The 20,923-nt window shown below is 40.8% G+C and carries 23 protein-coding genes; 15 read left to right on the top strand and 8 right to left on the bottom strand.

All coding sequences use genetic code 11. The annotated features are described in order from the left end of the window. Positions 1-16 precede the first annotated feature (16 nt). Entirely contained in the window at positions 17-1,141 is a 1,125-nt protein-coding gene (locus tag EQO05_RS08545) for an ABC transporter ATP-binding protein (RefSeq protein WP_128505606.1), read from the top strand. A gap of 141 nt (positions 1,142-1,282) precedes the next feature. On the opposite strand, the gene EQO05_RS08540 is transcribed toward EQO05_RS08545, so the two are convergent. From EQO05_RS08540 to EQO05_RS08530, 3 genes are all read right to left on the bottom strand, one after another. Beyond that, the gene (locus tag EQO05_RS08540; protein ID WP_128505604.1) at positions 1,283-2,164 is read right to left on the bottom strand and encodes a class I SAM-dependent methyltransferase; all 882 of its coding nucleotides are present in this window, start codon (positions 2,162-2,164) and stop codon (positions 1,283-1,285) included. 1,135 nt (positions 2,165-3,299) lie between these two features. Next, entirely contained in the window at positions 3,300-3,668 is a 369-nt protein-coding gene (locus tag EQO05_RS08535) for a DUF2283 domain-containing protein (RefSeq protein WP_164888511.1), read from the bottom strand. Next, positions 3,661-3,987, bottom strand: coding sequence for a hypothetical protein (locus EQO05_RS08530; RefSeq protein ID WP_128505601.1), 327 nt, complete (start codon positions 3,985-3,987; stop codon positions 3,661-3,663). The genes EQO05_RS08535 and EQO05_RS08530 overlap by 8 nt, the downstream gene beginning before the upstream one ends. 293 nt (positions 3,988-4,280) lie before the next feature. Here EQO05_RS08530 and EQO05_RS08525 point away from each other — a divergent pair, with 293 nt between their 5' ends. The 3 genes from EQO05_RS08525 (at position 4,281) to EQO05_RS08515 (ending at position 7,574) form a co-directional block, all read left to right on the top strand. Beyond that, positions 4,281-4,625: a P-II family nitrogen regulator gene (locus EQO05_RS08525; protein ID WP_128505599.1), complete on the top strand. Its 345-nt coding sequence runs from the start codon at positions 4,281-4,283 to the stop codon at positions 4,623-4,625. Between the two features lie 10 nt (positions 4,626-4,635). Next, a complete protein-coding gene (locus EQO05_RS08520) occupies positions 4,636-5,829 on the top strand; it encodes an ammonium transporter (protein WP_128505598.1) in 1,194 nt (397 codons plus the stop codon). 530 nt (positions 5,830-6,359) lie between these two features. Continuing rightward, positions 6,360-7,574, top strand: a complete 1,215-nt coding sequence (locus EQO05_RS08515; RefSeq protein WP_128505596.1) for an ammonium transporter — start codon at positions 6,360-6,362, stop codon at positions 7,572-7,574. Positions 7,575-7,652: 78 nt separating this feature from the next. Here the strand turns inward: EQO05_RS08515 and EQO05_RS08510 are convergent, their stop codons facing one another. Both EQO05_RS08510 and EQO05_RS08505 read right to left on the bottom strand, forming a co-directional pair. Beyond that, positions 7,653-7,991, bottom strand: a complete 339-nt coding sequence (locus EQO05_RS08510; RefSeq protein ID WP_164888510.1) for a YnfA family protein — start codon at positions 7,989-7,991, stop codon at positions 7,653-7,655. Then, positions 7,975-8,355, bottom strand: coding sequence for a YnfA family protein (locus EQO05_RS08505; RefSeq protein WP_128505594.1), 381 nt, complete (start codon positions 8,353-8,355; stop codon positions 7,975-7,977). The genes EQO05_RS08510 and EQO05_RS08505 overlap by 17 nt, the downstream gene beginning before the upstream one ends. A gap of 256 nt (positions 8,356-8,611) precedes the next feature. On the opposite strand from EQO05_RS08505, the gene EQO05_RS08500 reads away from it, so the two are divergent. From EQO05_RS08500 to EQO05_RS08490, 3 genes are all read left to right on the top strand, one after another. After that, positions 8,612-9,664 carry a permease gene (locus tag EQO05_RS08500; protein ID WP_128505593.1) on the top strand — a complete coding sequence of 351 codons (1,053 nt, stop codon included), beginning with the start codon at positions 8,612-8,614 and terminating at the stop codon, positions 9,662-9,664. A gap of 115 nt (positions 9,665-9,779) precedes the next feature. Further along, positions 9,780-10,013, top strand: a complete 234-nt coding sequence (locus EQO05_RS08495) for a thioredoxin family protein (protein ID WP_128505591.1) — start codon at positions 9,780-9,782, stop codon at positions 10,011-10,013. 76 nt (positions 10,014-10,089) lie between these two features. Continuing rightward, a complete protein-coding gene (locus EQO05_RS08490) occupies positions 10,090-10,473 on the top strand; it encodes a putative zinc-binding protein (RefSeq protein WP_128505589.1) in 384 nt (127 codons plus the stop codon). Between the two features lie 266 nt (positions 10,474-10,739). Here EQO05_RS08490 and EQO05_RS15515 read toward each other — a convergent pair whose 3' ends face one another. Then, positions 10,740-10,898, bottom strand: a complete 159-nt coding sequence (locus EQO05_RS15515) for a hypothetical protein (RefSeq protein WP_164888509.1) — start codon at positions 10,896-10,898, stop codon at positions 10,740-10,742. Between the two features lie 685 nt (positions 10,899-11,583). Between EQO05_RS15515 and EQO05_RS08485 the strand changes: the two genes are divergently transcribed. The 8 genes from EQO05_RS08485 (at position 11,584) to EQO05_RS08450 (ending at position 19,460) form a co-directional block, all read left to right on the top strand. After that, complete coding sequence (locus tag EQO05_RS08485; protein WP_128505588.1) at positions 11,584-12,459, top strand: universal stress protein; 876 nt, start codon at positions 11,584-11,586, stop codon at positions 12,457-12,459. Next, on the top strand, positions 12,460-13,530 hold the full coding sequence (gene arsB / locus EQO05_RS08480; protein WP_128505586.1) for an ACR3 family arsenite efflux transporter: 1,071 nt from the start codon (positions 12,460-12,462) through the stop codon (positions 13,528-13,530). It abuts the gene before it with no gap. Between the two features lie 1,026 nt (positions 13,531-14,556). Then, the gene (locus EQO05_RS08475; protein WP_240664498.1) at positions 14,557-16,287 is read left to right on the top strand and encodes an NADH-quinone oxidoreductase subunit L; all 1,731 of its coding nucleotides are present in this window, start codon (positions 14,557-14,559) and stop codon (positions 16,285-16,287) included. Further along, positions 16,284-17,153 (top strand): respiratory chain complex I subunit 1 family protein, encoded by an 870-nt coding sequence (locus EQO05_RS08470; RefSeq protein ID WP_128505582.1) that lies wholly within the window; start codon positions 16,284-16,286, stop codon positions 17,151-17,153. The genes EQO05_RS08475 and EQO05_RS08470 overlap by 4 nt, the downstream gene beginning before the upstream one ends. Positions 17,154-17,165: 12 nt before the next feature. After that, positions 17,166-17,636, top strand: a complete 471-nt coding sequence (locus EQO05_RS08465) for an NADH-quinone oxidoreductase subunit B family protein (RefSeq protein WP_128505580.1) — start codon at positions 17,166-17,168, stop codon at positions 17,634-17,636. Beyond that, a complete protein-coding gene (locus tag EQO05_RS08460) occupies positions 17,629-17,979 on the top strand; it encodes an NADH-quinone oxidoreductase subunit C (protein WP_128505578.1) in 351 nt (116 codons plus the stop codon). Before EQO05_RS08465 ends, EQO05_RS08460 begins: the two co-directional genes overlap by 8 nt. Before the next feature lie 22 nt (positions 17,980-18,001). Beyond that, a complete protein-coding gene (locus tag EQO05_RS08455) occupies positions 18,002-19,078 on the top strand; it encodes a nickel-dependent hydrogenase large subunit (protein WP_128505577.1) in 1,077 nt (358 codons plus the stop codon). A 13-nt stretch (positions 19,079-19,091) separates the two neighbouring features. After that, positions 19,092-19,460, top strand: coding sequence for a 4Fe-4S dicluster domain-containing protein (locus tag EQO05_RS08450; protein ID WP_240664497.1), 369 nt, complete (start codon positions 19,092-19,094; stop codon positions 19,458-19,460). 332 nt (positions 19,461-19,792) lie between these two features. On the opposite strand, the gene EQO05_RS08445 is transcribed toward EQO05_RS08450, so the two are convergent. Continuing rightward, complete coding sequence (locus tag EQO05_RS08445) at positions 19,793-20,140, bottom strand: carboxymuconolactone decarboxylase family protein (protein ID WP_128505575.1); 348 nt, start codon at positions 20,138-20,140, stop codon at positions 19,793-19,795. Positions 20,141-20,299: 159 nt separating this feature from the next. Then, positions 20,300-20,824 carry an N-acetyltransferase gene (locus tag EQO05_RS08440; protein ID WP_128505574.1) on the bottom strand — a complete coding sequence of 175 codons (525 nt, stop codon included), beginning with the start codon at positions 20,822-20,824 and terminating at the stop codon, positions 20,300-20,302. Positions 20,825-20,923: the final 99 nt, after the last annotated feature.

The following is a 20,923-nucleotide window of genomic DNA, read 5'->3' as shown; positions in this document are numbered from 1 at the left end:
TAAGGTGAGAGCAGGAATGCCCGTTGAAGTTGACATTGAAAAGAAATTCTATGGAAGGAAGCATATAAAAAGAAAAGGAGAAAAACCCAGCTTTTCAATGCAGTGCAGCTTTGATGCCGACTCTGATTTCGTGGTCCTGTTCGGCTGCTCGGGTTCGGGAAAAACCACGGCTCTCCGCTGCATTGCAGGACTTGAGAAACCGGATGCAGGAACTATAAAGATAAACGATACCCTGTGTTTTGACGGCAGGAAGAAAATAAACCTGCCTCCTCAGAAGCGGAAAATCGGATATATGTTTCAGGAAAATGCGCTCTTCCCGCACATGAATGTCCGGCAGAACATTGAGTTCGGGTTAAAAGGCATGCACCCGGCAGAGAAACTGGAAAGAGTTTCTGCAATGCTGGATCTTGTGGGAATCGAGAAGTTTGAGTTTGCATACCCGGAAGAACTTTCAGGCGGCCAGAAGCAAAAAGTTGCACTTGCAAGAGCTCTTGCTCCCGACCCGGAAATCCTGCTCCTGGATGAGCCCTTTTCATCCCTGGACACAGTAGTAAGGCTGAAATTACGGAAAGAACTGAGAGTGATCCAGAAAAGGCTCGGGATTCCTGTAGTCTTTATCACCCATGACCCTGTCGAAGCTTTTACGATGGCAGACCGGATTGCGATTTTCGATAACGGCAGAGTACAGCAGCTTGGCTCACCTGAGGATGTATTCTATCACCCGAAAACCCGCTACGTGGCGGAGCTGGTAGGCTTCTCTAACCTCTTTGACGATGCTGTAGTAGAAGGACATGGAGAGGAGTGCACTTTTCTCTGGTCCCTGGGTACGGAGATTACGGCTCCCTATATAAGGCGAATGGCAGGAGATAAGGTAAGCTGGGGAATAAAGCCTGAGAATGTAGAGATTATAGACAGCGGAAATATCCATGCATCCCGAGAAGAAGACAGGAAAAATCTGTTTGACGGCGTGATAAGGAACGTCATTAACAAAGGCAGCAGCCGGGTTATGTCCATGAAATTAAAAGACAGCGGGGCATTTCTCAATGTTGAAGTTACGAACCATATTTTTGACTCGTTAAAAATAGGGAAAGGAGATGAATGCATGGTAAGGGTCAGGACTTCGGATATGATTGTATTCTAGTTCGATAAGTTATGATCCAATTTTAATTAATATATAGCAGTATTTTAGCGGGAACTCGATTGTTTTTAAACAGGGAGAGCTTCCTTTGCAGTGAATAAGGGTAAGGGAGCTTCGCCCTGATTATCTATACTACATTTCGTATTACATTCTTTTTACAGCTCTTAAGATCGCTGCTCCTTCCATATTCTCAACCTCGACTGCGAAGCCGACATCTTCAAAAAGCGTTTTCCATTCAGTTTCCGAGAACTGGGGACCGTGGTGGTGCTGGTGGGCAAGCGGCTCGACTGCAATCAACAGGCCGCCGCTTTTAAGCACTCTTTTAATCTCGAATAGGGCAAATTTAATGTCTTCGAGGTGGTGAAGCATGAAAAAACAGGTAGCCACGTCCGCAGATTTAGGTTCAAAAGGCAGGGCATAGGCACTTCCTGTCCTGAATTCCACATTCGACACTCCAAGGATATCGGCATTCATCTGTGACTGTCCGGTAAGAGAGTCATGAATATCGATCCCGTAAACCTTCGAATCCGGGTTGTTTTTTGCAAGCTCCATTGTAAGGCTTCCGAAACCGCTGCCAATATCGAGGATTGTTTCCCCTATTATGTCAGGAAGCACGGCAGGAAGCACCTGAGCCCGGATACGGGCCATGCGGTCTTCAGGAAACATTGCCTGTTTCGTTTTTTCCGCATCTATTGTCGTAAAGGGAAGGATGGCATAGACCTTTGAGCCGTTAACCGCAATAAGCCCTTTTACGTAAATCCGGTCTGTCTCAGCCATAATACATTCCACAACCGAAACTCCTGCATTCCCGCAAAAACGCATATTCCATTCTTCCCTTTTCTCAGGGAACCGGATGTCCAGGGGCGTATGTACCACAATATAATGGGAGTATTCCGGCTTGAAATAGTCTGATACGGACTCAGGCTCATTCAGGTGAATCTCACTAATGCTCTCCCTGAAAAGGGCAAGAATTTGCAGGGAAACCTCATCAGCCCTGTTTCTTATGCTTCCAATTTCTCCGAACATAGCTCTAAGTTTGCTTTCGGGGAATAAAAGGTCTCTTACAGCGTGCCCGGAGAAAGGAAAGCTGACTCACATAAGACAGTCCGAATTCTAATTTTAGATAGCTACAGTAGCCACAAAGACCACGAAAAACTTATCCTGGGATCTATAATTGAGGAAAAAAGCCATTTACTTTACCATTTTTTTGCCAAACTGTATGAATATTTAATGCCCTGATAGGGTTCTGTAACGTCTTCGTCTGTTCAGGACGGTCTAAAACAAGTGTAACGTGTCGTCTGTTTTGAGTAACACTAATATTAAGAAAAGTAAAACTAAGTGTCTAAACCTTTTCTTTTAATTTGTTTAGAATAAAACAATACTTTCGCGCTGCTTGCCAGAAATTTATACCATCGAGTTTTATTAATATTTTTTCAAGCGTGAGGCATACACCAAAATGTATATAATATATACGCTAAACACGTTATATATAGATTTTATTATAATTATTTAGTTTATGCCAATATATAATCGAAATGGAGGATGTATTTGATAAATATTTTAAAAGAGGTTGAGAAATATTTATTTTATATTATATTACCATAACATTTTGGTGGTCCGCCAATAATCAGTTGATATTTTCCAGAGTATTCGTACATTCGCATTCTGCTTTCATTTTCTGCTTTATGTACACTCAATTTCCTGTACACAGGTGAGCTTAGAAAACAGATGCAACTAAGCAAAAACATTCACAAACAAAATATCAACCACGTACTAATGCACGACCTAAAATTATTTCGCTTTTTAATTTCTTTTATTTCAATTACATATTGTATACAGTTGACCCACTATTTTACTCCTATTTCGAACTTGTTTCATTTTACATGATTATTCCACAGTACCAAAATGGAATTGAAACTTGCTCAACGTTTAACTTTTTGTGCCCCCTGCTGTTGTATCGTGTATCGAACTTTCAAATAGCTTTGAATCTGCGAAATTATTTCAGGATACAACAATCGGGGATAAAACAATTTGACTTAAAAGAGGGGGATAAATTAGAATGGAATATAGAACCGAGGAAAAATAAATTGATAATTGTCGTTACAGTGCCAAAAGAAGAGACAAATGAATAAAGGAATAAAAAAGATATTGAAATCTTTTATTAATAAACCATAGCCGTTTGTACTGGCTGCAAATTTATATCATTTATTCCAAATGCAGTACTTACTTTTTCAATTCTTGCGTTTCTACTTATAACGAATATTTTCATTTTTACTTTTATTTCTTCTTTAGATATATCTACTTCAGCGCTTATTTTTTTAATATTCCTCAATACTGTTTTCGATATCCTAAAATTAACAGATGCATTAAGTAATTCCATACCCATAGGCGTCTCTGTTTCATCAAGCTCTACGATTAGGTCTCCCAAAAGAATAGATGAATGATATTTTATTCTATTGTCGCGGAAAAATAAAATATCGGTTTCGGCATCATAATTCCAGAGATTTATTTCTCTTTTAAAATCACTCATCTGCTTTCGGTCTCCTTTTTGCATTTTGTCTATGGATAGTTAATAAAAAAATTTGGTATGAACTCGATTTTTTAATAGATTTAACAGATATTACTATCATCAAGTCATATACAACATCTACGTCGTAGAAGAGTATAAAACTATCGTCGGTTTTACCTTTCGCTATGCAAACAGGTTTTTTACTTGAGAGTAAAGCCTGAACACCATCATCATCGGGAACTACGGAGTCTTGACGTAATGTGACTTGCTCCATATAATGCCAAGTTTTGATGATAGTGTTGTTTTTCGCACTTGACATTACAATATCAGCAATGTTCAATTTTAATCCTCTAGTTTTCGTACTTATGTATGGAAATTCAGTGTATGGAATTAAACTTTTTGATTTTAATCGATCTTATCTCGATGTAACCTTCTAACAATAATAATTGAGGATAGACGAATTAATATTCTCTGACTGTAATTTTAATTATTTTGCACAAACTTTTCCTCAAAACCAGACGATATGTTACACTCATTTTTGACAGTTCAGAACTGACGCAGACGTTACAGAACCCTTGATAGATATCTTTAAATATAATAGGATAGGATACAAGCTACCGATTGGTGGTTGAGATGAAATACATAATCGCTATGATAAGGCCGGAAAGACTTGATGCGGTCAAACGAGAACTTCAGAAACTTGAGGTAAACAGATTAACAGTCTCATCCGTTGCAGGTTATGGTGCACAGAAAGGGCATCTGGAAATATACAGGGCAACGGAATATGAAGCAAACCTGCTTGAGAAAATTAAGATTGAAATCGCAGTTGAAGATCATTTTCTTCAACCAATTGTTGAAGCAATAAAAACCGGAGCAATGGGCAATGACGGGTACATCGGAAGCGGCAAGATATTTGTGCTTCCACTTGATGACGTAATACGGATTCGAACGAACGAAAGCGGACCTGAAGCTTTATGAGGGGATAAATATGGCTATCGAAGCTGCAGACACAGTATGGGTACTGATTTCATCTGCAATGGTATTACTAATGGTTCCCGGACTGGCGCTTTTCTACGGCGGGCTTGTCCAGCGCAAAAACGTCCTGAGCAGCATGATGCATTCATTCGTTGCAATGGGCGTTATGGCTCTGGTATGGGTGTTAGCAGGCTACTCGCTTGCTTTTGGAGAAGGCAACTGGTTTGTGGGCGACCTTGAATACGCATTCCTTAAAGGGATTGACGCATATTCGGTAACTGGCACAATTCCAACTTATGCATTTGTAGCATTTCAGGGAATGTTTGCAATAATTACACCTGCTCTTATTTCAGGTGCAATTGTGGGACGTGTTAAGTTCAAGTCTTACATCGCGTTCATTGCGCTGTGGGGACTCATAGTCTATGCACCTGTATGTCACTGGGTGTGGGGCGGCGGATTCCTCACTGGGGAAGCTCTGGACTTTGCAGGCGGTACGGTTGTTCACATAACAGCAGGTATGTCCTCGCTTGCAATACTGACTTACCTCGGAAAGAGAAGAGGATATGGCGTTGATACCCTGAAGCCACATAACATTACTCTGACACTTCTTGGCGCCGGAATTCTGTGGTTTGGATGGTTCGGGTTCAACGCAGGCTCGGCTCTTGCTGCAAATGAAATCGCAACCCTCGCATTCCTTACAACGCTGGTAGCCCCAGCAGCAGCAGGGTTTGTCTGGATGGCAGTGGAATGGCATCACCTGGGACATCCAACTGCTCTGGGATTCGCAACCGGGGTTCTGGCAGGGCTTGTTGCAATAACTCCGGCTGCCGGGTTTGTCACGCCAATGGCAGCAATTCCAATAGGTGCGATTACAAGCTTTATATGCTATCAGGCCGTGATGCTCAAAAACAGGTTTGGGTACGATGATTCGCTCGATGCCTTCGGAGTTCATGGAGTAGGCGGAATAATCGGTGCACTTTTAACAGGCGTATATGCAAGCGTAGGAGGCGAAGGCCTTCTCCTTGGGAACTCCAGCCAGCTGATGATTCAGCTTGAAGGCGTAGTCCTTACAATTATATATGCAAGTGCCTGTACCCTCCTGATCGGGTTTGTACTCAACAGGACTATAGGGCTCAAGGTAACTGAAAGTGAAGAAAATATCGGGCTTGACAAAACACAGCATGGTGAAGCCGCTTATAACGTATGAGTTGCAGGAACTCTTTACTTTCAATTTTCCAATTTTTTACCTTGATACGGAACAATAGAGGAAAAGACTCTCTAGACTCATACAATCAAGCTTACAAACCTTCGGGCTGAACTCAAATTAACCGGGTCTGACGAATCTGCTGGCTGGATCGGACATCTTGACTTCGCAATCGCAGGTGAAAAAAGGCTGCATTAAAATCCTGTTTTGTTTCTGTGAAGATAAAGAAATTAAGGACAAAAAACGAAAACAAAAACGTGAATTTTACAGGAAGCTGAGTTTTATGGATAGTAAAATCACTTCCATGAAACTTATGTTTTCTATCTTCAATCATCCTATCCCGCATTTATCTGGAATTTTCTACTTTTCCGCATTGTGAAATCCAATTTTTAGTCATCTTTTCCCGTGAAAATTCCTTGAAATTATATTTCCTGTAATATGAATGGTAGAAATATTTAAGTAAAATTAGGTAGGAAAAAGGCAAGATATTTGAGATTTCCTAGTTATCATATAAAAGTAGATGGGATGAAAAGATGTTAAATACTGGTTCAACAGGCTTTATGCTGCTTGCCACAAGTCTTGTAATGCTCATGACTCCTGGTCTTGCATTCTTTTACGGGGGGCTCTCCTGTAAGCGAAACATATTAGGAATTATGATGCAGAGTTTTGTCTCAATGGGAGTGACAACTGTTCTCTGGTTTATTGTCGGGTATTCCCTGTGCTTTAGCGGGGGAGAAGGTGCAATCATAGGAAACCTGGACAAAATATTTCTGAACGGAATTACCCCAACTATGATGTTCAAAGATACGGGATTTCCTGAGCTCGTGTTCGTGGCTTACCAGATGATGTTTGCAATTATTACACCGGCTCTGATTACGGGAGCATTTGCAAACCGGGTCACTTTCAAAGCTTATGTTATTTTCCTTATTCTCTGGCAGCTTTTTGTTTACTATCCTTTTGTACATATGATCTGGGGAGGTGGCCTGCTTGCGGAAATGGGGATAATTGACTTTGCAGGCGGGATCGTGGTCCATGCGACAGCCGGATTTGCAGCCCTTGCTTCGGTGTTTTATGTAGGCACAAGAAGGTATAAAGGAGGAAAACCGAACAGTATTCCCTTAATGGCAATTGGCACTGCTCTTCTCTGGTTCGGATGGTATGGCTTTAACGCCGGAAGTGAACTCAATGTTGACGGAATTACCGCACTCGCATTCCTGAACAGCGATGTTTCAGCTTCTTTTGCAGCTGTTACCTGGATGATAATAGAATGGTCCAGGGAAAGAAAACCGAAATTTGTCGGGCTCATGACAGGGGCAGTTGCAGGCCTTGCAACAATTACACCTGCAGCCGGCCTTGTCTCTTTACCTGTGGCTGCACTGATGGGTATCATCGGATCAATTGTCTGTTACTATGCAGTACACCTTAAAAACAGGATGGAATGGGACGATGCACTTGATGTATGGGGTGTACATGGAATCGGAGGCGTTACAGGGACAATTCTCCTTGGAATCTTTGCTTCAACGGCTATAAACCCGGCAGGAACTGACGGACTGCTTTATGGAGGCACTGCATTCTTTATCAAAGAAGTTGTGGTCGTTGTAGCTACTTCAGTCTACGCATTCGTATTTACCTACATTATGCTGATGTTGATAAATGCAATTACTCCGGTAAAAGCTACAGACCAGGAGCAGCTTGTAGGTCTTGATATTTCTCTTCACGGCGAATGTGCCTATGATACGATTCATTGAAAAAACTAAAGAGAAAGGCTTAATTCAGTTAAGTAAAAGGGTCAGGATAAAACCTGATCCTTCCTTTATACTTACCCGTTAACGAGGCACGTAGAACATTATCATCACACCTGCAAGTGCGATCAATGCCCCTATAATTTCATATTTATCGGGATTTTTCTTATCGACAATAACTCCCCAGATCAGGGACGAAACAATAAAGATTCCTCCGTAGGCAGCATAAACCCTGCCGAAGTGCGCAGGCTGGAAAGTAGGAATTATCCCGTAAATCGCTAATGTAAGTCCTCCGAGCAGCCCGAATGCTGCTCCTTTATTCTCCCTTAGCCAGAGCCAGATACAATAACCTCCTCCGATCTCAAAAAGGGCAGCCAGAAAAAATAAAGCAAGAGAAAGAGCGGGATCAATCAATGTTCTCATCCTCTCTTGGCCAGTAGTAAATAATTGACACTCCGATAAGAATAATCAGGGCGCCTATGAGATCATAAGTATCGGGAGGGATTTTATCGAAGATCCAGCCCCATAAAAGGGACATGACAACAAAAATGCCACCATAAGTTGCATATATCCTGTGGAAGTAAGACGGCTGGAAAGTAGGCACGACTCCATATAAAAACAGGACAATTGCTCCCAAAAGCGCAAAGATAAGTTCCCTGCCTTCACGCAGCCATAGCCACAAAAGGTATCCTCCCCCGATCTCAAAAATACCTGCAAGGATAAACAGGAGAATGGTGTATGTAAAACACCTTTTTCTGGAGACGCATCTTGATTCGATTTTAACCATACTCTCAAAATACTACTAGAAATATATAAGTACAATGATGTACGGCTACTCTGATTTATTGAAATGCCAGCCTTTTTAAAATTATGAGAGAATAGTATACAAGAGGATCTAAACTTTGCAGCCAGTTAATCTACAGAATTATATCGTTTTATCAATGAGATATAGCCAGGAAGCCATTTCAAAATAATTTGAAATAGGAAATTTTATATAGCTCTCTTCAAATATATTTGAAATAACAATTCAGGATCTGGAAAAAATGAGTCTGGACTATTTCCTATATCTTATATCAGTCGGGGTTCAGTCACTGCAGGAATATCTGGCCCTGCATGTCTTGATGTGCCTTCTACCTGCCTTTTTTCTGGCTGGAGCGATAGCCTCCCTCTTTTCCAAAGAATCCGTATTGAAGTTCTTTGGAGCAGATACCCCAAAATACATCTCATATACCGTAGCTGCGGCTTCAGGCTGCCTTCTTGCAGTCTGCAGTTGTACGGCTCTTCCTCTTTTTGCGGGAATATACAAGAGAGGGGCGGGTATAGGCCCTGCAACCACTTTCCTATTCTCTGCCCCGGCAATCAATATTCTTGCAGTTGTTTATACCGCAAAAATCCTGGGATATGACCTTGGGGCTGCAAGAGCTTTTTCGGCTGTTCTTCTTTCAGTACTTATAGGCATGACAATGTCTCTAGTTTACGAAAAGAAAGAAACGGAACGCAGTTCCATAAAAACTTTTGGAGAAGAAGAGCATAGATATAGTTCTCAGCTTTTCATTTTGCTCATTATTGTTCTTGTGGCTCCGGAAATTATGTCCGGTTGGGGATGGAAATACATAACTCAGATAATTGCCTGGACACCCTTGATAGGGCTTACTGCATATTTGTCTTTTAAGTGGTTCTCAAAAGAGGAACTTGAAAGCTGGATGGGTGAGACCTGGTTCCTGATCCGACAAATTACCCCTCTGCTCCTGATAGGGGTATTTTTCGCAGGCATTATAGTTGAAGTGCTCCCAAAAGAGATTGTAGCATATTTCGTAGGAGGAAATTCCTTTGCTTCCAGCTTTGTTGCATCCATTACAGGAGCCCTGATGTACTTCTCCACTCTTACGGAGGTGCCAATAATCAACGCTCTTACCCTGCTTGGAATGGGAAAAGGCCCTTCTCTTTCTATGCTGCTTGCAGGCCCTGCACTCAGTCTTCCGAGTATGATTGTAATCAACAGGGTAATGGGAGTAAAAAAAGGGATGAGTTATATTTTCCTGGTTGTGTTGATTGCAACTATCTCAGGCTACATATTCGGGACTATGATTGCGTAAACAGGAATGCAAACAAAACTTAAAATAATCTATGAAGAAATTAGAGCTATAGAATCAACAAAATCGACTGATAAAAAGATCGAGTAAGTTTAATTTAAAAGTTGAGGTGAAAAATATGAGGATCGAAGTACTGGGCACGGGATGTGCAAAGTGTAAAAAGACGAAAGAAATAGCTGAGAAAGCCGTTAAGGAAGCAGGTGTAGATGCTGAGATCGTAAAGGTAGAGGACTTCGACAAAATTCTTGCATACGGGGTCATGGTCACGCCTGCTCTCGTTATTGATGGGGATGTTAAGGTCGCAGGAAAAGTCCCAAGCGTGGATGATATTAAAAAATGGATTAAAAAATAATAAACTAAGTAATTCTCCGGATATAGATTTTTAATAAATTCCAGAATATAAAGTACAACCAGGAGAGTGTAGCATTATGGCAGAAAATATGAAATGTGCATGCGGAGCAGCTAATATCGCAATTTTTCCCTGTGCGGGAGCCTCGAACACTGGACAGATTTCAAATAAAATTGCAATCGAGCTTGCCCGGCAGGAAGTCGGAAACATGATGTGCACAGTGGGAATTGGAGCTCGAGCGCCAGGTCTTATGAAATCCGCAGAATCTTCCGAAAAGATCATGGCTATTGACGGTTGTCCGGTGAATTGCGCCAGAAAAACCCTTGAGCTTGCAGGCTTTAACGTAGACCGACACATAATAATTTCCGAGCTGGGGATTAAGAAAACGAGAGATATGGATCTGAAGGACGAAGAAATCGCTCTTGTTCTTGAGAAAGTTGGGGATATACTCCAGTCCGAGTAAATTTTCAACCTGCTTTTTTTATTCGATTCCGGGCACCCGGTCCGGACAAGGATTTTTATTTCCCTGTCCTGGTTTTGATACTGATATCAGGGAGTTTTTATTTTTAAATATATCAATATCATTAGATATTGATAGGGAAGCGAATCCACAGGTTTCAAAATTCCTTTGAGGGGAAACTGGAGGTAAAGGATCAAGAATCCTGTACAAAAGTTAACAGGCTGTAAAATGGAAGATAAAAGAGCTTAAGAAATAACCTGACAGCAGATTCACTTACAGCAGCCGCATCCACCACATGAAGGAAGAAGATTCTTGTTGCTACTCTCCACTTCCCAGCATTCAAAGCAGAGTTTTATTATGCCAAGTCTCCTGTGCTTTACTCTAAGCAGTGAGTTTTCATCCTTTCCGCAAATAGAACATTTAACCATATGTGACCCTCAATAAGTATTTTTCAAAAATGCAATTTAACCGTTTTCAACTTTTCAATTGATTTTCTCAAACCAGTGCATCCCTAAAGGTCTTCTTACTTTTTAGCAGGTATACATTAAACTCTGAACGTAAACCTGAAACGGATCTGTTTTGAGTCTTGCTGTAGTAAGATGCTCACTCTAACTCAGGTATTATTATAAAAAGATTTACTTAAAGCGATAGAATTATACTTCAAATAAACATATAAATGTATATTGATAGATAAACGAAATGAAAAATACAAAAATTAAGGGAAACTGAAAGACCATGATTAATCAAAAATAAAGTTCATATTCTAAAGAGAGTATACGGAGGACTTTATTTATAAGATAGAAGCAGGACAGCAGACTGGAAATCCCGAAGAGCTGACAGTAAAGGAAAGACTGGGCTTTACCTTTGAAAACATAAAAGACACCCGTGGGGAAGGTATGGATACATATAGTTATAGGCGTCAGCAGAGGAGGCATTCTATCTTTTTACCTTATCAACAGTTATAACCTTAAGTTACATGTTTCCGACCCCAGGTAGAGTCATTATTATACCTATTTATGCTGCAAAAATATACTATAAAAAGGAGTCTTGAAGAGGAAGAGACAGTGAAGTGAAGAAGCTTTTGGGGTATCCTCTGAAACCGGGGGCATTGGATTGATTGAAAGAGTGCTTGTTCCTACTGATTTCACCATAGAAACGGAAGATTTGCTCGGCTGCATAGGGGAATTGAAAAATGCCGGACTAAAGAGAGTCATTCTGCTGCATGTGATAGATATCCATAAAGCTCAGGGGCTTGCCCCGATGTTTGAGAGGCATGCAAAAGAAGAGATTGAACATTATGCGGACTTTGCCACAGCCCTTGAGCTTGAAGCCGAAGCACTGGTTGTGGTCGGAGAGGTCAAAAAGGTTATAATAGAGGTTGCCAACCAGAACCACGTTGACTGTATCATAATGGGAGCAACCACTGAAGGACTTATAAAGGGCAGATTGCTGGGAAGAACTACGGAATATATAACTCACAGATCCGAAAGGATGCTTCTTATCGAAAAATATAACGTTCTGAGAGAAGGAAAGGAAGTTTACGGGAAAGCCTGCCGAACAACTTTTTCCAGAATTCTCGTGCCTCTTGATTTCTCAAAAGAATCCATAAGGGCGGTTGAGCAGCTTCAGGAGTTTACTGAAATCCTGAAAGAGATTGTGTTTGTCCATGTTATAGATAATATAAAAGATTTCGATCTGCTTGACGAGCAGAGGGCAGAAACAATCAGCCGACTTCAAGAGCTAGGGAAACGTTTTTCGGGAGTTAATGTCAGGTACAGCATTCCTCAAGGGGTTCCGTCTGAAGAAATTACCAGGCTTGCCGAAACAGAAGATATTACCCTTATTATACTGACTGCCAGAGGGAGGGGAGAAGTGAAGGAACTGCTGCTTGGAAGTACCGTAGAGAAAGTACTCCGGCAAACCATAAAACCTGTACTTTTAATCCCGGCAAGCAGGGGAAGAGAGGGAGAAAGAAGGAAGGGAGAATAAATGTCCGGAGAAAGAGAGAAAATAGAATTTGAGGAGGAACGGGAACTCGACTTCTTCAGTAAATATCTTTCTATCTGGGTTGCCATCTGCATAGTACTGGGAACCGCAGTCGGCTACGTTTTCCCGGGTTTTGCGGATACCCTAGGGAGAATCGAGCTTGCGAATGTCTCCATACCTGTAGCTGTTGTACTTCTTATTATGATGTACCCTATCATGTTGAAAATAAACTTTGAAGAGATCCTGAATGTTAAAGCAAATTTAAAGCCCCTTCTGCTAACCCTTGCTGTAAACTGGATAGTAAAGCCCTTTACCATGGCTTTCATTGCATGGCTCTTCATGCGTGTAATCTTTGCATCGTTTATTCCTGCGGATTTACGGGACCAGTATATCGCAGGCATGATCCTGCTAGGACTTGCCCCTTGCACGGCAATGGTACTTGTCTGGACCTATCTTGCAAAGGCTAATATCAATTATGCACTTATTCAGGTATCAATAAATGATCTTATTATCCTGATTCTCTTTGCTCCTCTTGGGAAATTTCTCCTGGGGGTCACAACCGATTTTCCTGTGCCTCTGATGACTATATTCGTTTCCGTTGTTTTTTATGTAGCACTGCCGCTCGGTCTGGCTGTGCTGACAAGGCAGGTAGTGATAAGGAAAAAAGGCATTACCTGGTTTGAGAACAGGCTGATAAGAAGAATTGAGTGGGTAACCCCTCTTGGTCTCTTAGTTACTCTTATCCTTATCTTTGTTTTTCAGGGAGAGAATATTATAAATTATCCTCTACATATCCTCCTGATTGCAATCCCTCTTGTACTGCAAACTTACCTTATCTTCTGGATTGGGTATGCAGGAGCGAAATACCTTAGAATTTCCTATAGAGAAGCTGCTCCCTCTACTTTCATAGGAGCGAGCAATTTCTTTGAGCTGGCTGTAGCAGTGGCTCTCATCCTTTTCGGGATGAATTCGGGAGCAGCCCTTGCTACTGTAGTGGGTGTGCTTGTGGAAGTTCCTGTAATGCTTTCCCTGGTTAGGATTATGAGAAAAAATAAAGATAAGTTCAGATTTTGAAAATTCAGAAGATAAGTTCAAAAGTTTTCCTATCCCTTTATGGAATAGACAGACAGGAATGCGCTTAATTATATACACCTATCTAAGTTATTTGTGAAATGGCCTGTAAATAACATTTTTTATGTTCGATGTGACTGTTTATTCCAGTATATAACAAGAATTATATAAAAATAAAGATAAAATCACTTTCTTTAAATATGCCTTTGTTATATTAATTATTGGAATAATTTGATATTATTGTTTATTTTTTATTTCGGTCTTTAGATTTGGATAACTGTGAGATTTGAAGGCTATTAAAAAATAAATCTCAGGAGCAATATAAAAATAAACTGAAACCACTATATTTAAATAGGGCTTTGTGCATGCTAATTTACATAACTTTAGTAGGATATTGAAGTTACCTGGTAGCACATATTAGCATTGAGTAGCATTGTTACTATAAAAAAGAAAATCGGAAAAAAACAATATTTGGGGGCTATTTTGTCCATTATTCTTCTTAGTAATATAAAATTGAAAAGAAAATCACTATCTTTAAATATGCCTTTGCTATAATTAAGAATTGGCAACATGTCGAATTTATATCGACATTATTCGCATATTATTATTTCTTGTGATTTTGATATAAGAATATTATAATATTAGTGGACTATTAGTCCATATTCTTATATACTCAGGAATTGCGCAGTTGGGCTGAGAAATCAATATAAAAACCTTTCGGGATATAAAAAAAGGGTTATAAAAACGTCATACATAATTGATTTGTTTTTCAACTGTATAAATTCCGCCACATAGTCAGAGAATAAACGGATCGGAGGATTAATAGATCGGAGGATACGCTGTATGATAGAAAACACTGTTATGCTATTAATTGCAGTACCCATACTGTTTTCGCTTTTATTCGTAGCCCTTCCCAAATCTCTATATAAGTATTTGGCCTGGGCTTTTTTCATAATTGGAGTAGCTTTATCAGTTAATTTAGTATTAGATGGTACTGGAGTAGTTGAAATTGGCGAACCAAATTTCGCAATGTTTGAAAACATTGTCCTTATACTCGAAGTACTGGTGATACTATTTATTATTGCTGTGTCAGCAAAATATAAAAACTGGCCTACACTTGCACTGGGAATAATTTCAGCAGCTATATTTGCTTACACTTTTACCAATGCGCCACATGCCGAAGGTGCTTCTTTTAATATCGATCAATTTTCCCAGATAATGATATTAATTGTGAATATAGTCGGTACTGCAATTATTTTATTTGCAACCGGTTATATGGATGAATATGAAGAGCACAGGCATTTAAACAGACAAAAAACTTTCTACTTTACAATGAGCTTCTTCCTGGCAGCCATGAACGGTCTTGTAATGGCTGACACACTGGGATGGCTGTTCCTTTTCTGGGAACTGACAACTCTGTGTTCGTTCGTGTTGATCTCATACAATATGGATGAAGAAGGAATAAATAACGGTTTCAGGGCTCTGGCTTTGAACCTTGTAGGTGGAATTGCTTTTTCTGTAGGCATAATTCTTCTCGCTACTAATGATATCGCTACCCTTTCTGGAATTGGAGTTTACGCTGGAACTGACGCAGCAGCAATGGCCGTTGTAGCTCTTCCTGTTGCCCTACTCTGTATCGGAGGCTTTGCGAAATCTGCTCAGATGCCTTTCCAGAGCTGGCTCTTGGGCGCAATGGTAGCTCCAACCCCGGTTTCTGCCTTACTGCACTCAAGCACGATGGTAAATGCTGGTGTGTTTTTAGTTGTCAAACTTGTGCCGGCTTTTGCAGGATCAAGTCTCGGAACAGCCATTGCAGTTTACGGTAGCTTTACCTTCGTTATGTGCTCGGCTTTAGCCTTATCCCAGAGAAATGCCAAGAGAGTACTTGCTTACTCCACTATTGCAAACCTGGGATTAATTATCGCAAGCGCTGGAATCGGCACACCTCTTGCTGTAGCTGCTGCGATTATGCTGATTCTGTTCCACGCAATATCAAAAGCTCTTCTCTTCCTGTGCACAGGTGAAATCGAGCACACTATAGGAAGCCGAGATATCGAGGACATGTCAGGATTAGTAAAGAAGGCTCCTCTTCTCACCACACTTGCAGCTCTGGGAATGGTATCCATGCTGTTACCTCCTTTTGGGGTACTGCTTACAAAATGGGTATCAATGGAAGCTGCATCAAGCAATCCTATTGTGATAGTCTTCCTTATACTTGGAAGTGCACTCACTACAGTTTATTATGCTAAGTGGATGGGAACAATCCTATCATCCAGCATGGATAAAAATGCAGTTCACCACAAAAAACCGGAAACATACTTCCCACTGTCCTTCCTTGGACTAGCTATAGTGGCTACAAGTATACTTGTATTTACAATATACGACTATTTCATTAGACCTCAGGTCGAGATCTTACTCAACACTGCTCCTACCGTCTCAGGGCAGGCTGGACAATTCACTTCCGAGATTGGGGCATTTGCCTACGCCGCAATATTTGTAGCGCTTGCTCTGGCTTTCGTGATTTATTTCGCTACCAGAAATATGTTCACCCCGCGTACAGCTGGCTATTATATGTGTGGGGAAAACAATATGGAGATGGACAAATTAATGTTCAGAAACGGACTTTGCAGCTATGATAAGAGCAGTGTATCTAACATTTACCTCCAGAATACTTTTGGAGAAAGTAAACTTACAACACTCGGATATGCAATTTCCATAATACTTATCATAATTGCATTAGCGGGAGGAGTATTGATATGAATATGACCGATATTTTAATAGCCGCTCTTGTTATATTTGTAGCTCCTATAATCGGCTGCCTGTACGCAGGAATTGACAGGAAAATTACCGCAAGATTGCAGGGTAGAGTCGGCCCTCCTCTTTTGCAGCCATATTACGATGTCAAGAAACTCCTCAGCAAAGACAACATGGTTGTAAACCCATCTCAAAACTTCTACGTGGTAGTATACGTAGCCTTCTTAATATTGAGCCTCTTGATGTTAGTGTTTAGAGCAGATATTCTGATGATAATATTTGTATACACAGTATCATCAATAGCTCTCATAGTAGGAGGAATGAGCACTGGTTCTCCATACGCCAGGGTAGGAAGTTCAAGGGAGATTATGGCTATACTGGCATATGAACCAATTTTAATATTGTATGCTCTTGCAATATACTTGCTTACAGGTACTTTTAAGCTATCTGCAGTAGTAGATGCATCAACCCCTCTCCTGGTATATACGCCTCTTATATTCATAGCAATGATAGTTGTCCTGAATATAAAGCTGAAAAAATCACCCTTTGACTATTCGACCTCTCACCATGCTCACCAGGAGCTGGTTAAAGGTATGCTTACCGAATATTCGGGACCAGGTATGGCAGGAATTGAGATTGGGCACTTCTATGAATACGTGTTCTTGACAGGACTTATTTTCGTATTCTGGGCAGTAAACCCATTGATAGGTTTGATCATATCTGCGGCTGCATTCTTCTTTGTAACTCTTATAGATAACATTACTGCAAGAGTTTACTGGCAGTGGATGCTCAAACTGAGCTGGTCGGTTTTACTGATACTTTCCATTGTAAACATAGCATTCCTGTACTTTAGTGAAGCCACAATAATGTAAAGAGGGAGACTTATGAGTTTGGCAAAATCCCCATGGATTATACATGTAAATTGTAACAGTTGTAATGGCTGTGATATTGAAGTAGTAGCCTGTCTTACTCCTCTATATGATGCTGAAAGATTTGGTGTTTTAAACATTGGTACTCCCAAACAAGCAGATATAATGGTGGTTACAGGCTCGGTGAATTATAAAAACGTAAATGTGATCAAGAACATCTATAACCAGATTCCTGATCCCAAAGTTGTTTTAGCAGTCGGCGCCTGTGCATCCACAGGCGGGATATTCCATAACTGCTACAATGTGATAGGCGGAGTGGACCAGGTCATACCCGTAGATGCATATGTTCCCGGATGCTGCCCAAGACCTGAAGCCATACTTGATGGCGTAGTAGCGGCACTTTCAATACTTGAGAACAAGAAGAAAGGGAACATTAAAGGAAAAGAAGTAAAATTGAAAGGGAAAGAGGTGCCATCGAATGCTTGAGAATACCATAGAAGCCACAGAGATTAAAAGCAGTGGAGAACTGCTAAAAACCATTGAGGGTTTAAAAAGTGATGGCTATCGATACTCTACTATGATATGCCTGAAAGCTAACGAAGGTCATGATTTTATATATGTCTTTGAGAAAGACAATAAATTAAAAAATCTAAGGTACTTTGTGAAACCAGGCGAGAAGCCCAAGAGTGTATCAGGCATTTATCTCTGTGCACTTTTGATCGAGAATGAGTACCAGGACCTCTTTGGATTGACCTTCGAAGGTTTAGCAATAGATTACAAGGGACACCTCTACTTAACGCCAAACAGTCCGAAAGCTCCCTTAGCTTAAAGCAATTTGAGAGGAGAATCACATGACAACCGTAATACCGTTTGGTCCTCAACATCCCGTTTTACCCGAACCAGTATCGTTAAAACTTGAGATTGATAACGATGTTGTTGTTGGAGCACTTCCCTCACTGGGCTACGTTCACAGAGGGCTTGAGAAATTTATAGACACAAAGGACTATAATCAAACCACATATATTTGCGAGAGAATTTGCGGAATATGCAGTGCCCTCCACGGAATAACCTATACAAAGGCAGTCGAAAAACTTTTCGATGCCGAGATTCCTGAAAGGGCAGAGTATATAAGAGTAATAGTTGGTGAACTCAACAGACTTCACAGTCACCTTCTCTGGCTCGGTCTGTTTGCCGATGGCTTCGGGTTTGAAAGTCTCTTTTACGAATGCTGGAAGTACAGAGAGGAAGTACTGGATGTAGCGGAGAGAATCACTGGAAACAGAGTCATACATTCAATATCCAAAGTCGGAGGAGTCAGCAGAGATTTGACTAAAGAGAACATTGACATGCTTCTGAAAATGTGTGATTCGCTGGAACCCAAAATTAAAGACATTGAAAAAGTGTTCGTAAACAATTACACGGTTAAGCAAAGACTTGTAGGCCTAGCTACAATGTCAAAGCAGCTTGCATATGAGGCTGGAACTGCCGGTCCTACACTTAGAGGAAGCGGAAACGCCATCGACGTAAGAGAGACAGCGGACTGGGATATTTATAAGGATCTCGGTTTTAAGACAGCTGTCGCGAAAGAGGGAGATTGCTACGGCAGGACTAAAGTAAGAATAGATGAATTATATGAGTCTATTAAGCTGATAAGAAATGCGATCTCCAAGCTGCCTAATGGTGATATTGCAACACCCATAAAGGGCTTCCCAACCGGTGAAGCAATTATGAGAACAGAGCAGCCCAGAGGTGAAGTTGTATACTATGTGAAAGGTAATGGTACTAAAAACCTGGAAAGGCTTAAAGTAAGAACCCCTACCTTTGCAAATATACCTTCACTGTTACTGATGCTCCCAGGCGTTAGACTCGCAGATGTGCCTATAGTCGTGCTTACTATAGATCCCTGCATTAGCTGCACTGAAAGATAAAGAGAAGGGTGATATGATGGGTATGTTAAATCTTGTTCTAACAAACATTTCTCGTAAACCGGCTACCAGACTTTACCCCTTCGAGATAAGGGAACCTTTCAAAGAGTTTAAAGGAAGGATTGTTTTCGATCCTGGAAACTGTATTCTCTGCGGGATATGTCAGAAGAAATGTCCACCGGATGCAATTACAGTCACCAAAGCCGACAAAATGTGGGAAATTAATCTATTTCGATGCATTATGTGCACCGAATGCGTTGTTGGTTGCCCGAAAGACTGTCTATCGATATCTAATGAAAGAGTAAAAACCGGTGCGAAAGAAACTGTTAAAGTAGTAGTTCCGATAGTAGACAAACCAAAAGCACCGAAAGCAGCTTCAAAATAAGAATTTAATTTTAAATTTATTCTTTTTTGATAATGCTTTTAACTTTAAAAAAAGATACCTGAAAAACAATACTGAATGTTCTCCGGTCTAAATGTGGCAGCTAAGGGAATTCCTAACAGGGATTCCCTCAAAAGCCACGATAAAATAATACTTATTACTTACGATTGCTTTTCAATGAGTATATCTAGAGTGTTTTATTTTAATGAGCATGTTTGTAATAAATACGTTTTCTAATGAGTACATTCAGAATGAGTGCCGATCCACTAATACAGTTTTTACTTATTTTTGAACTTCATCAAAATATTGCCCTTATCTCTCCTGCAGTTCCCACATCAGTCGCTACAGCAGCACCCTTTCTTTTCTTCGGGTTTACCAGCTTCCTCCTCAAAGATCGAGTCATAAATATTTTTGTCGTAAATGTTTGTCCAGCCGATCTGGGAACCGGCTGCTATAAACATGGCAACGGCAATGGCTTCAGCGATTTCCTGTTTGCTGGCTCCATGTGCAAGAGCCCTTTGCGCGTGGGCGTCAACACAAAACTGGCAGCGCATAAGGACTGAAGAAGCAACTGCAATCAATTCTTTGCTCTTGCGGTCAAGTGCGCCGTTCTCAAAAACGGAATTTCTCAAATTTCCAAATGCTTCAGCAGTATCGGGTAAAATATCGTTCAGAAATGACATTTTCATCCTCCGATACATTCAAGGACTCGAACTTATAAAATACCGAAAGCCAAAAATCAAAAAAATTTGATACCGGTCTAAGTTTTAAGATAGTGAAATCTGATATGAAATTCTTAATTAGAAAGCCTAACCTCTTTTATTTATGAGTTATTGCTGTTCTTATCCCTGCCGGATCCAGGCCATGGGAATGTCAGCTTCCAGTTCTCCTGTTTTGCCGGAAATTCGCTTTTCAAGCCTGCCCTCAGCCCTGAAACCGAATTTTTTGTAAAATCTTATGGCTTTCTGATTGCTCTCTTTTGCAATTAGTTCAACCCTGAGGATTTCAGGATGCTTTGATTTGATTTCCTGCAAAAGGGTCCGAAACAGCAATGAACCTATTCCCTTACCCTGATAGTCCGGATGCACAGCTATTGTAAGATCGCTGAAAAGATGCGAAAAGACCTTTATACCCGGGCTGCAAGTATGAACTTCCGCAATCAGGGTTCCGGAATTTGAAGGTTCCTCAATTGTCAGAATAATGCCTGTCTCATGACATCGCTCGATGAAGTTTCGGACATAGGCTTCGGTGACTTCATCGGCCTGTCTTGCGATTCCACCCGAACGGGCTGCAACAGCCCTGTAAAGCACCATAATCTTATACAGATCCGAAAGCTCGGCTCCTCTGACACTGAATTCCATTTGCATTTTACCCAATCCCTTTTTTAAGAAAAAATCAACATGACCATATTAAAGCATAACCCCAGGCATGACAGTAGATCAGAGTGAATCCTCTAAACCGGATTC

Origin of the sequence: Methanosarcina sp. MSH10X1, from assembly GCF_004099695.1 — an archaeon.
In the GTDB taxonomy this organism is placed as follows: domain Archaea; phylum Halobacteriota; class Methanosarcinia; order Methanosarcinales; family Methanosarcinaceae; genus Methanosarcina.
The sequence above is the reverse complement of the archived record's forward strand: the minus strand, read 5'-3'. Positions and strand labels throughout refer to the sequence as shown.

Coding starts and splice junctions, on each gene's coding strand:
- EQO05_RS08525 (WP_128505599.1), top strand. CDS start 4,281: ATGAAATACATAATCGCTATGATAAGGCCGGAAAGACTTGATGCGGTC.
- EQO05_RS08510 (WP_164888510.1), bottom strand. CDS start 7,991: ATGAGAACATTGATTGATCCCGCTCTTTCTCTTGCTTTATTTTTTCTG.
- EQO05_RS08445 (WP_128505575.1), bottom strand. CDS start 20,140: ATGTCATTTCTGAACGATATTTTACCCGATACTGCTGAAGCATTTGGA.
- EQO05_RS15515 (WP_164888509.1), bottom strand. CDS start 10,898: ATGGTTAAATGTTCTATTTGCGGAAAGGATGAAAACTCACTGCTTAGA.
- EQO05_RS08440 (WP_128505574.1), bottom strand. CDS start 20,824: ATGCAAATGGAATTCAGTGTCAGAGGAGCCGAGCTTTCGGATCTGTAT.
- EQO05_RS08490 (WP_128505589.1), top strand. CDS start 10,090: ATGGCAGAAAATATGAAATGTGCATGCGGAGCAGCTAATATCGCAATT.
- EQO05_RS08475 (WP_240664498.1), top strand. CDS start 14,557: ATGTTTGAAAACATTGTCCTTATACTCGAAGTACTGGTGATACTATTT.
- EQO05_RS08515 (WP_128505596.1), top strand. CDS start 6,360: ATGTTAAATACTGGTTCAACAGGCTTTATGCTGCTTGCCACAAGTCTT.
- EQO05_RS08500 (WP_128505593.1), top strand. CDS start 8,612: ATGAGTCTGGACTATTTCCTATATCTTATATCAGTCGGGGTTCAGTCA.
- EQO05_RS08545 (WP_128505606.1), top strand. CDS start 17: ATGCCCGTTGAAGTTGACATTGAAAAGAAATTCTATGGAAGGAAGCAT.
- EQO05_RS08520 (WP_128505598.1), top strand. CDS start 4,636: ATGGCTATCGAAGCTGCAGACACAGTATGGGTACTGATTTCATCTGCA.
- EQO05_RS08450 (WP_240664497.1), top strand. CDS start 19,092: ATGATGGGTATGTTAAATCTTGTTCTAACAAACATTTCTCGTAAACCG.
- EQO05_RS08505 (WP_128505594.1), bottom strand. CDS start 8,355: ATGGTTAAAATCGAATCAAGATGCGTCTCCAGAAAAAGGTGTTTTACA.
- EQO05_RS08465 (WP_128505580.1), top strand. CDS start 17,166: ATGAGTTTGGCAAAATCCCCATGGATTATACATGTAAATTGTAACAGT.
- EQO05_RS08455 (WP_128505577.1), top strand. CDS start 18,002: ATGACAACCGTAATACCGTTTGGTCCTCAACATCCCGTTTTACCCGAA.
- EQO05_RS08540 (WP_128505604.1), bottom strand. CDS start 2,164: ATGTTCGGAGAAATTGGAAGCATAAGAAACAGGGCTGATGAGGTTTCC.
- EQO05_RS08470 (WP_128505582.1), top strand. CDS start 16,284: ATGAATATGACCGATATTTTAATAGCCGCTCTTGTTATATTTGTAGCT.
- EQO05_RS08535 (WP_164888511.1), bottom strand. CDS start 3,668: ATGAGTGATTTTAAAAGAGAAATAAATCTCTGGAATTATGATGCCGAA.
- EQO05_RS08495 (WP_128505591.1), top strand. CDS start 9,780: ATGAGGATCGAAGTACTGGGCACGGGATGTGCAAAGTGTAAAAAGACG.
- EQO05_RS08460 (WP_128505578.1), top strand. CDS start 17,629: ATGCTTGAGAATACCATAGAAGCCACAGAGATTAAAAGCAGTGGAGAA.
- arsB (WP_128505586.1), top strand. CDS start 12,460: ATGTCCGGAGAAAGAGAGAAAATAGAATTTGAGGAGGAACGGGAACTC.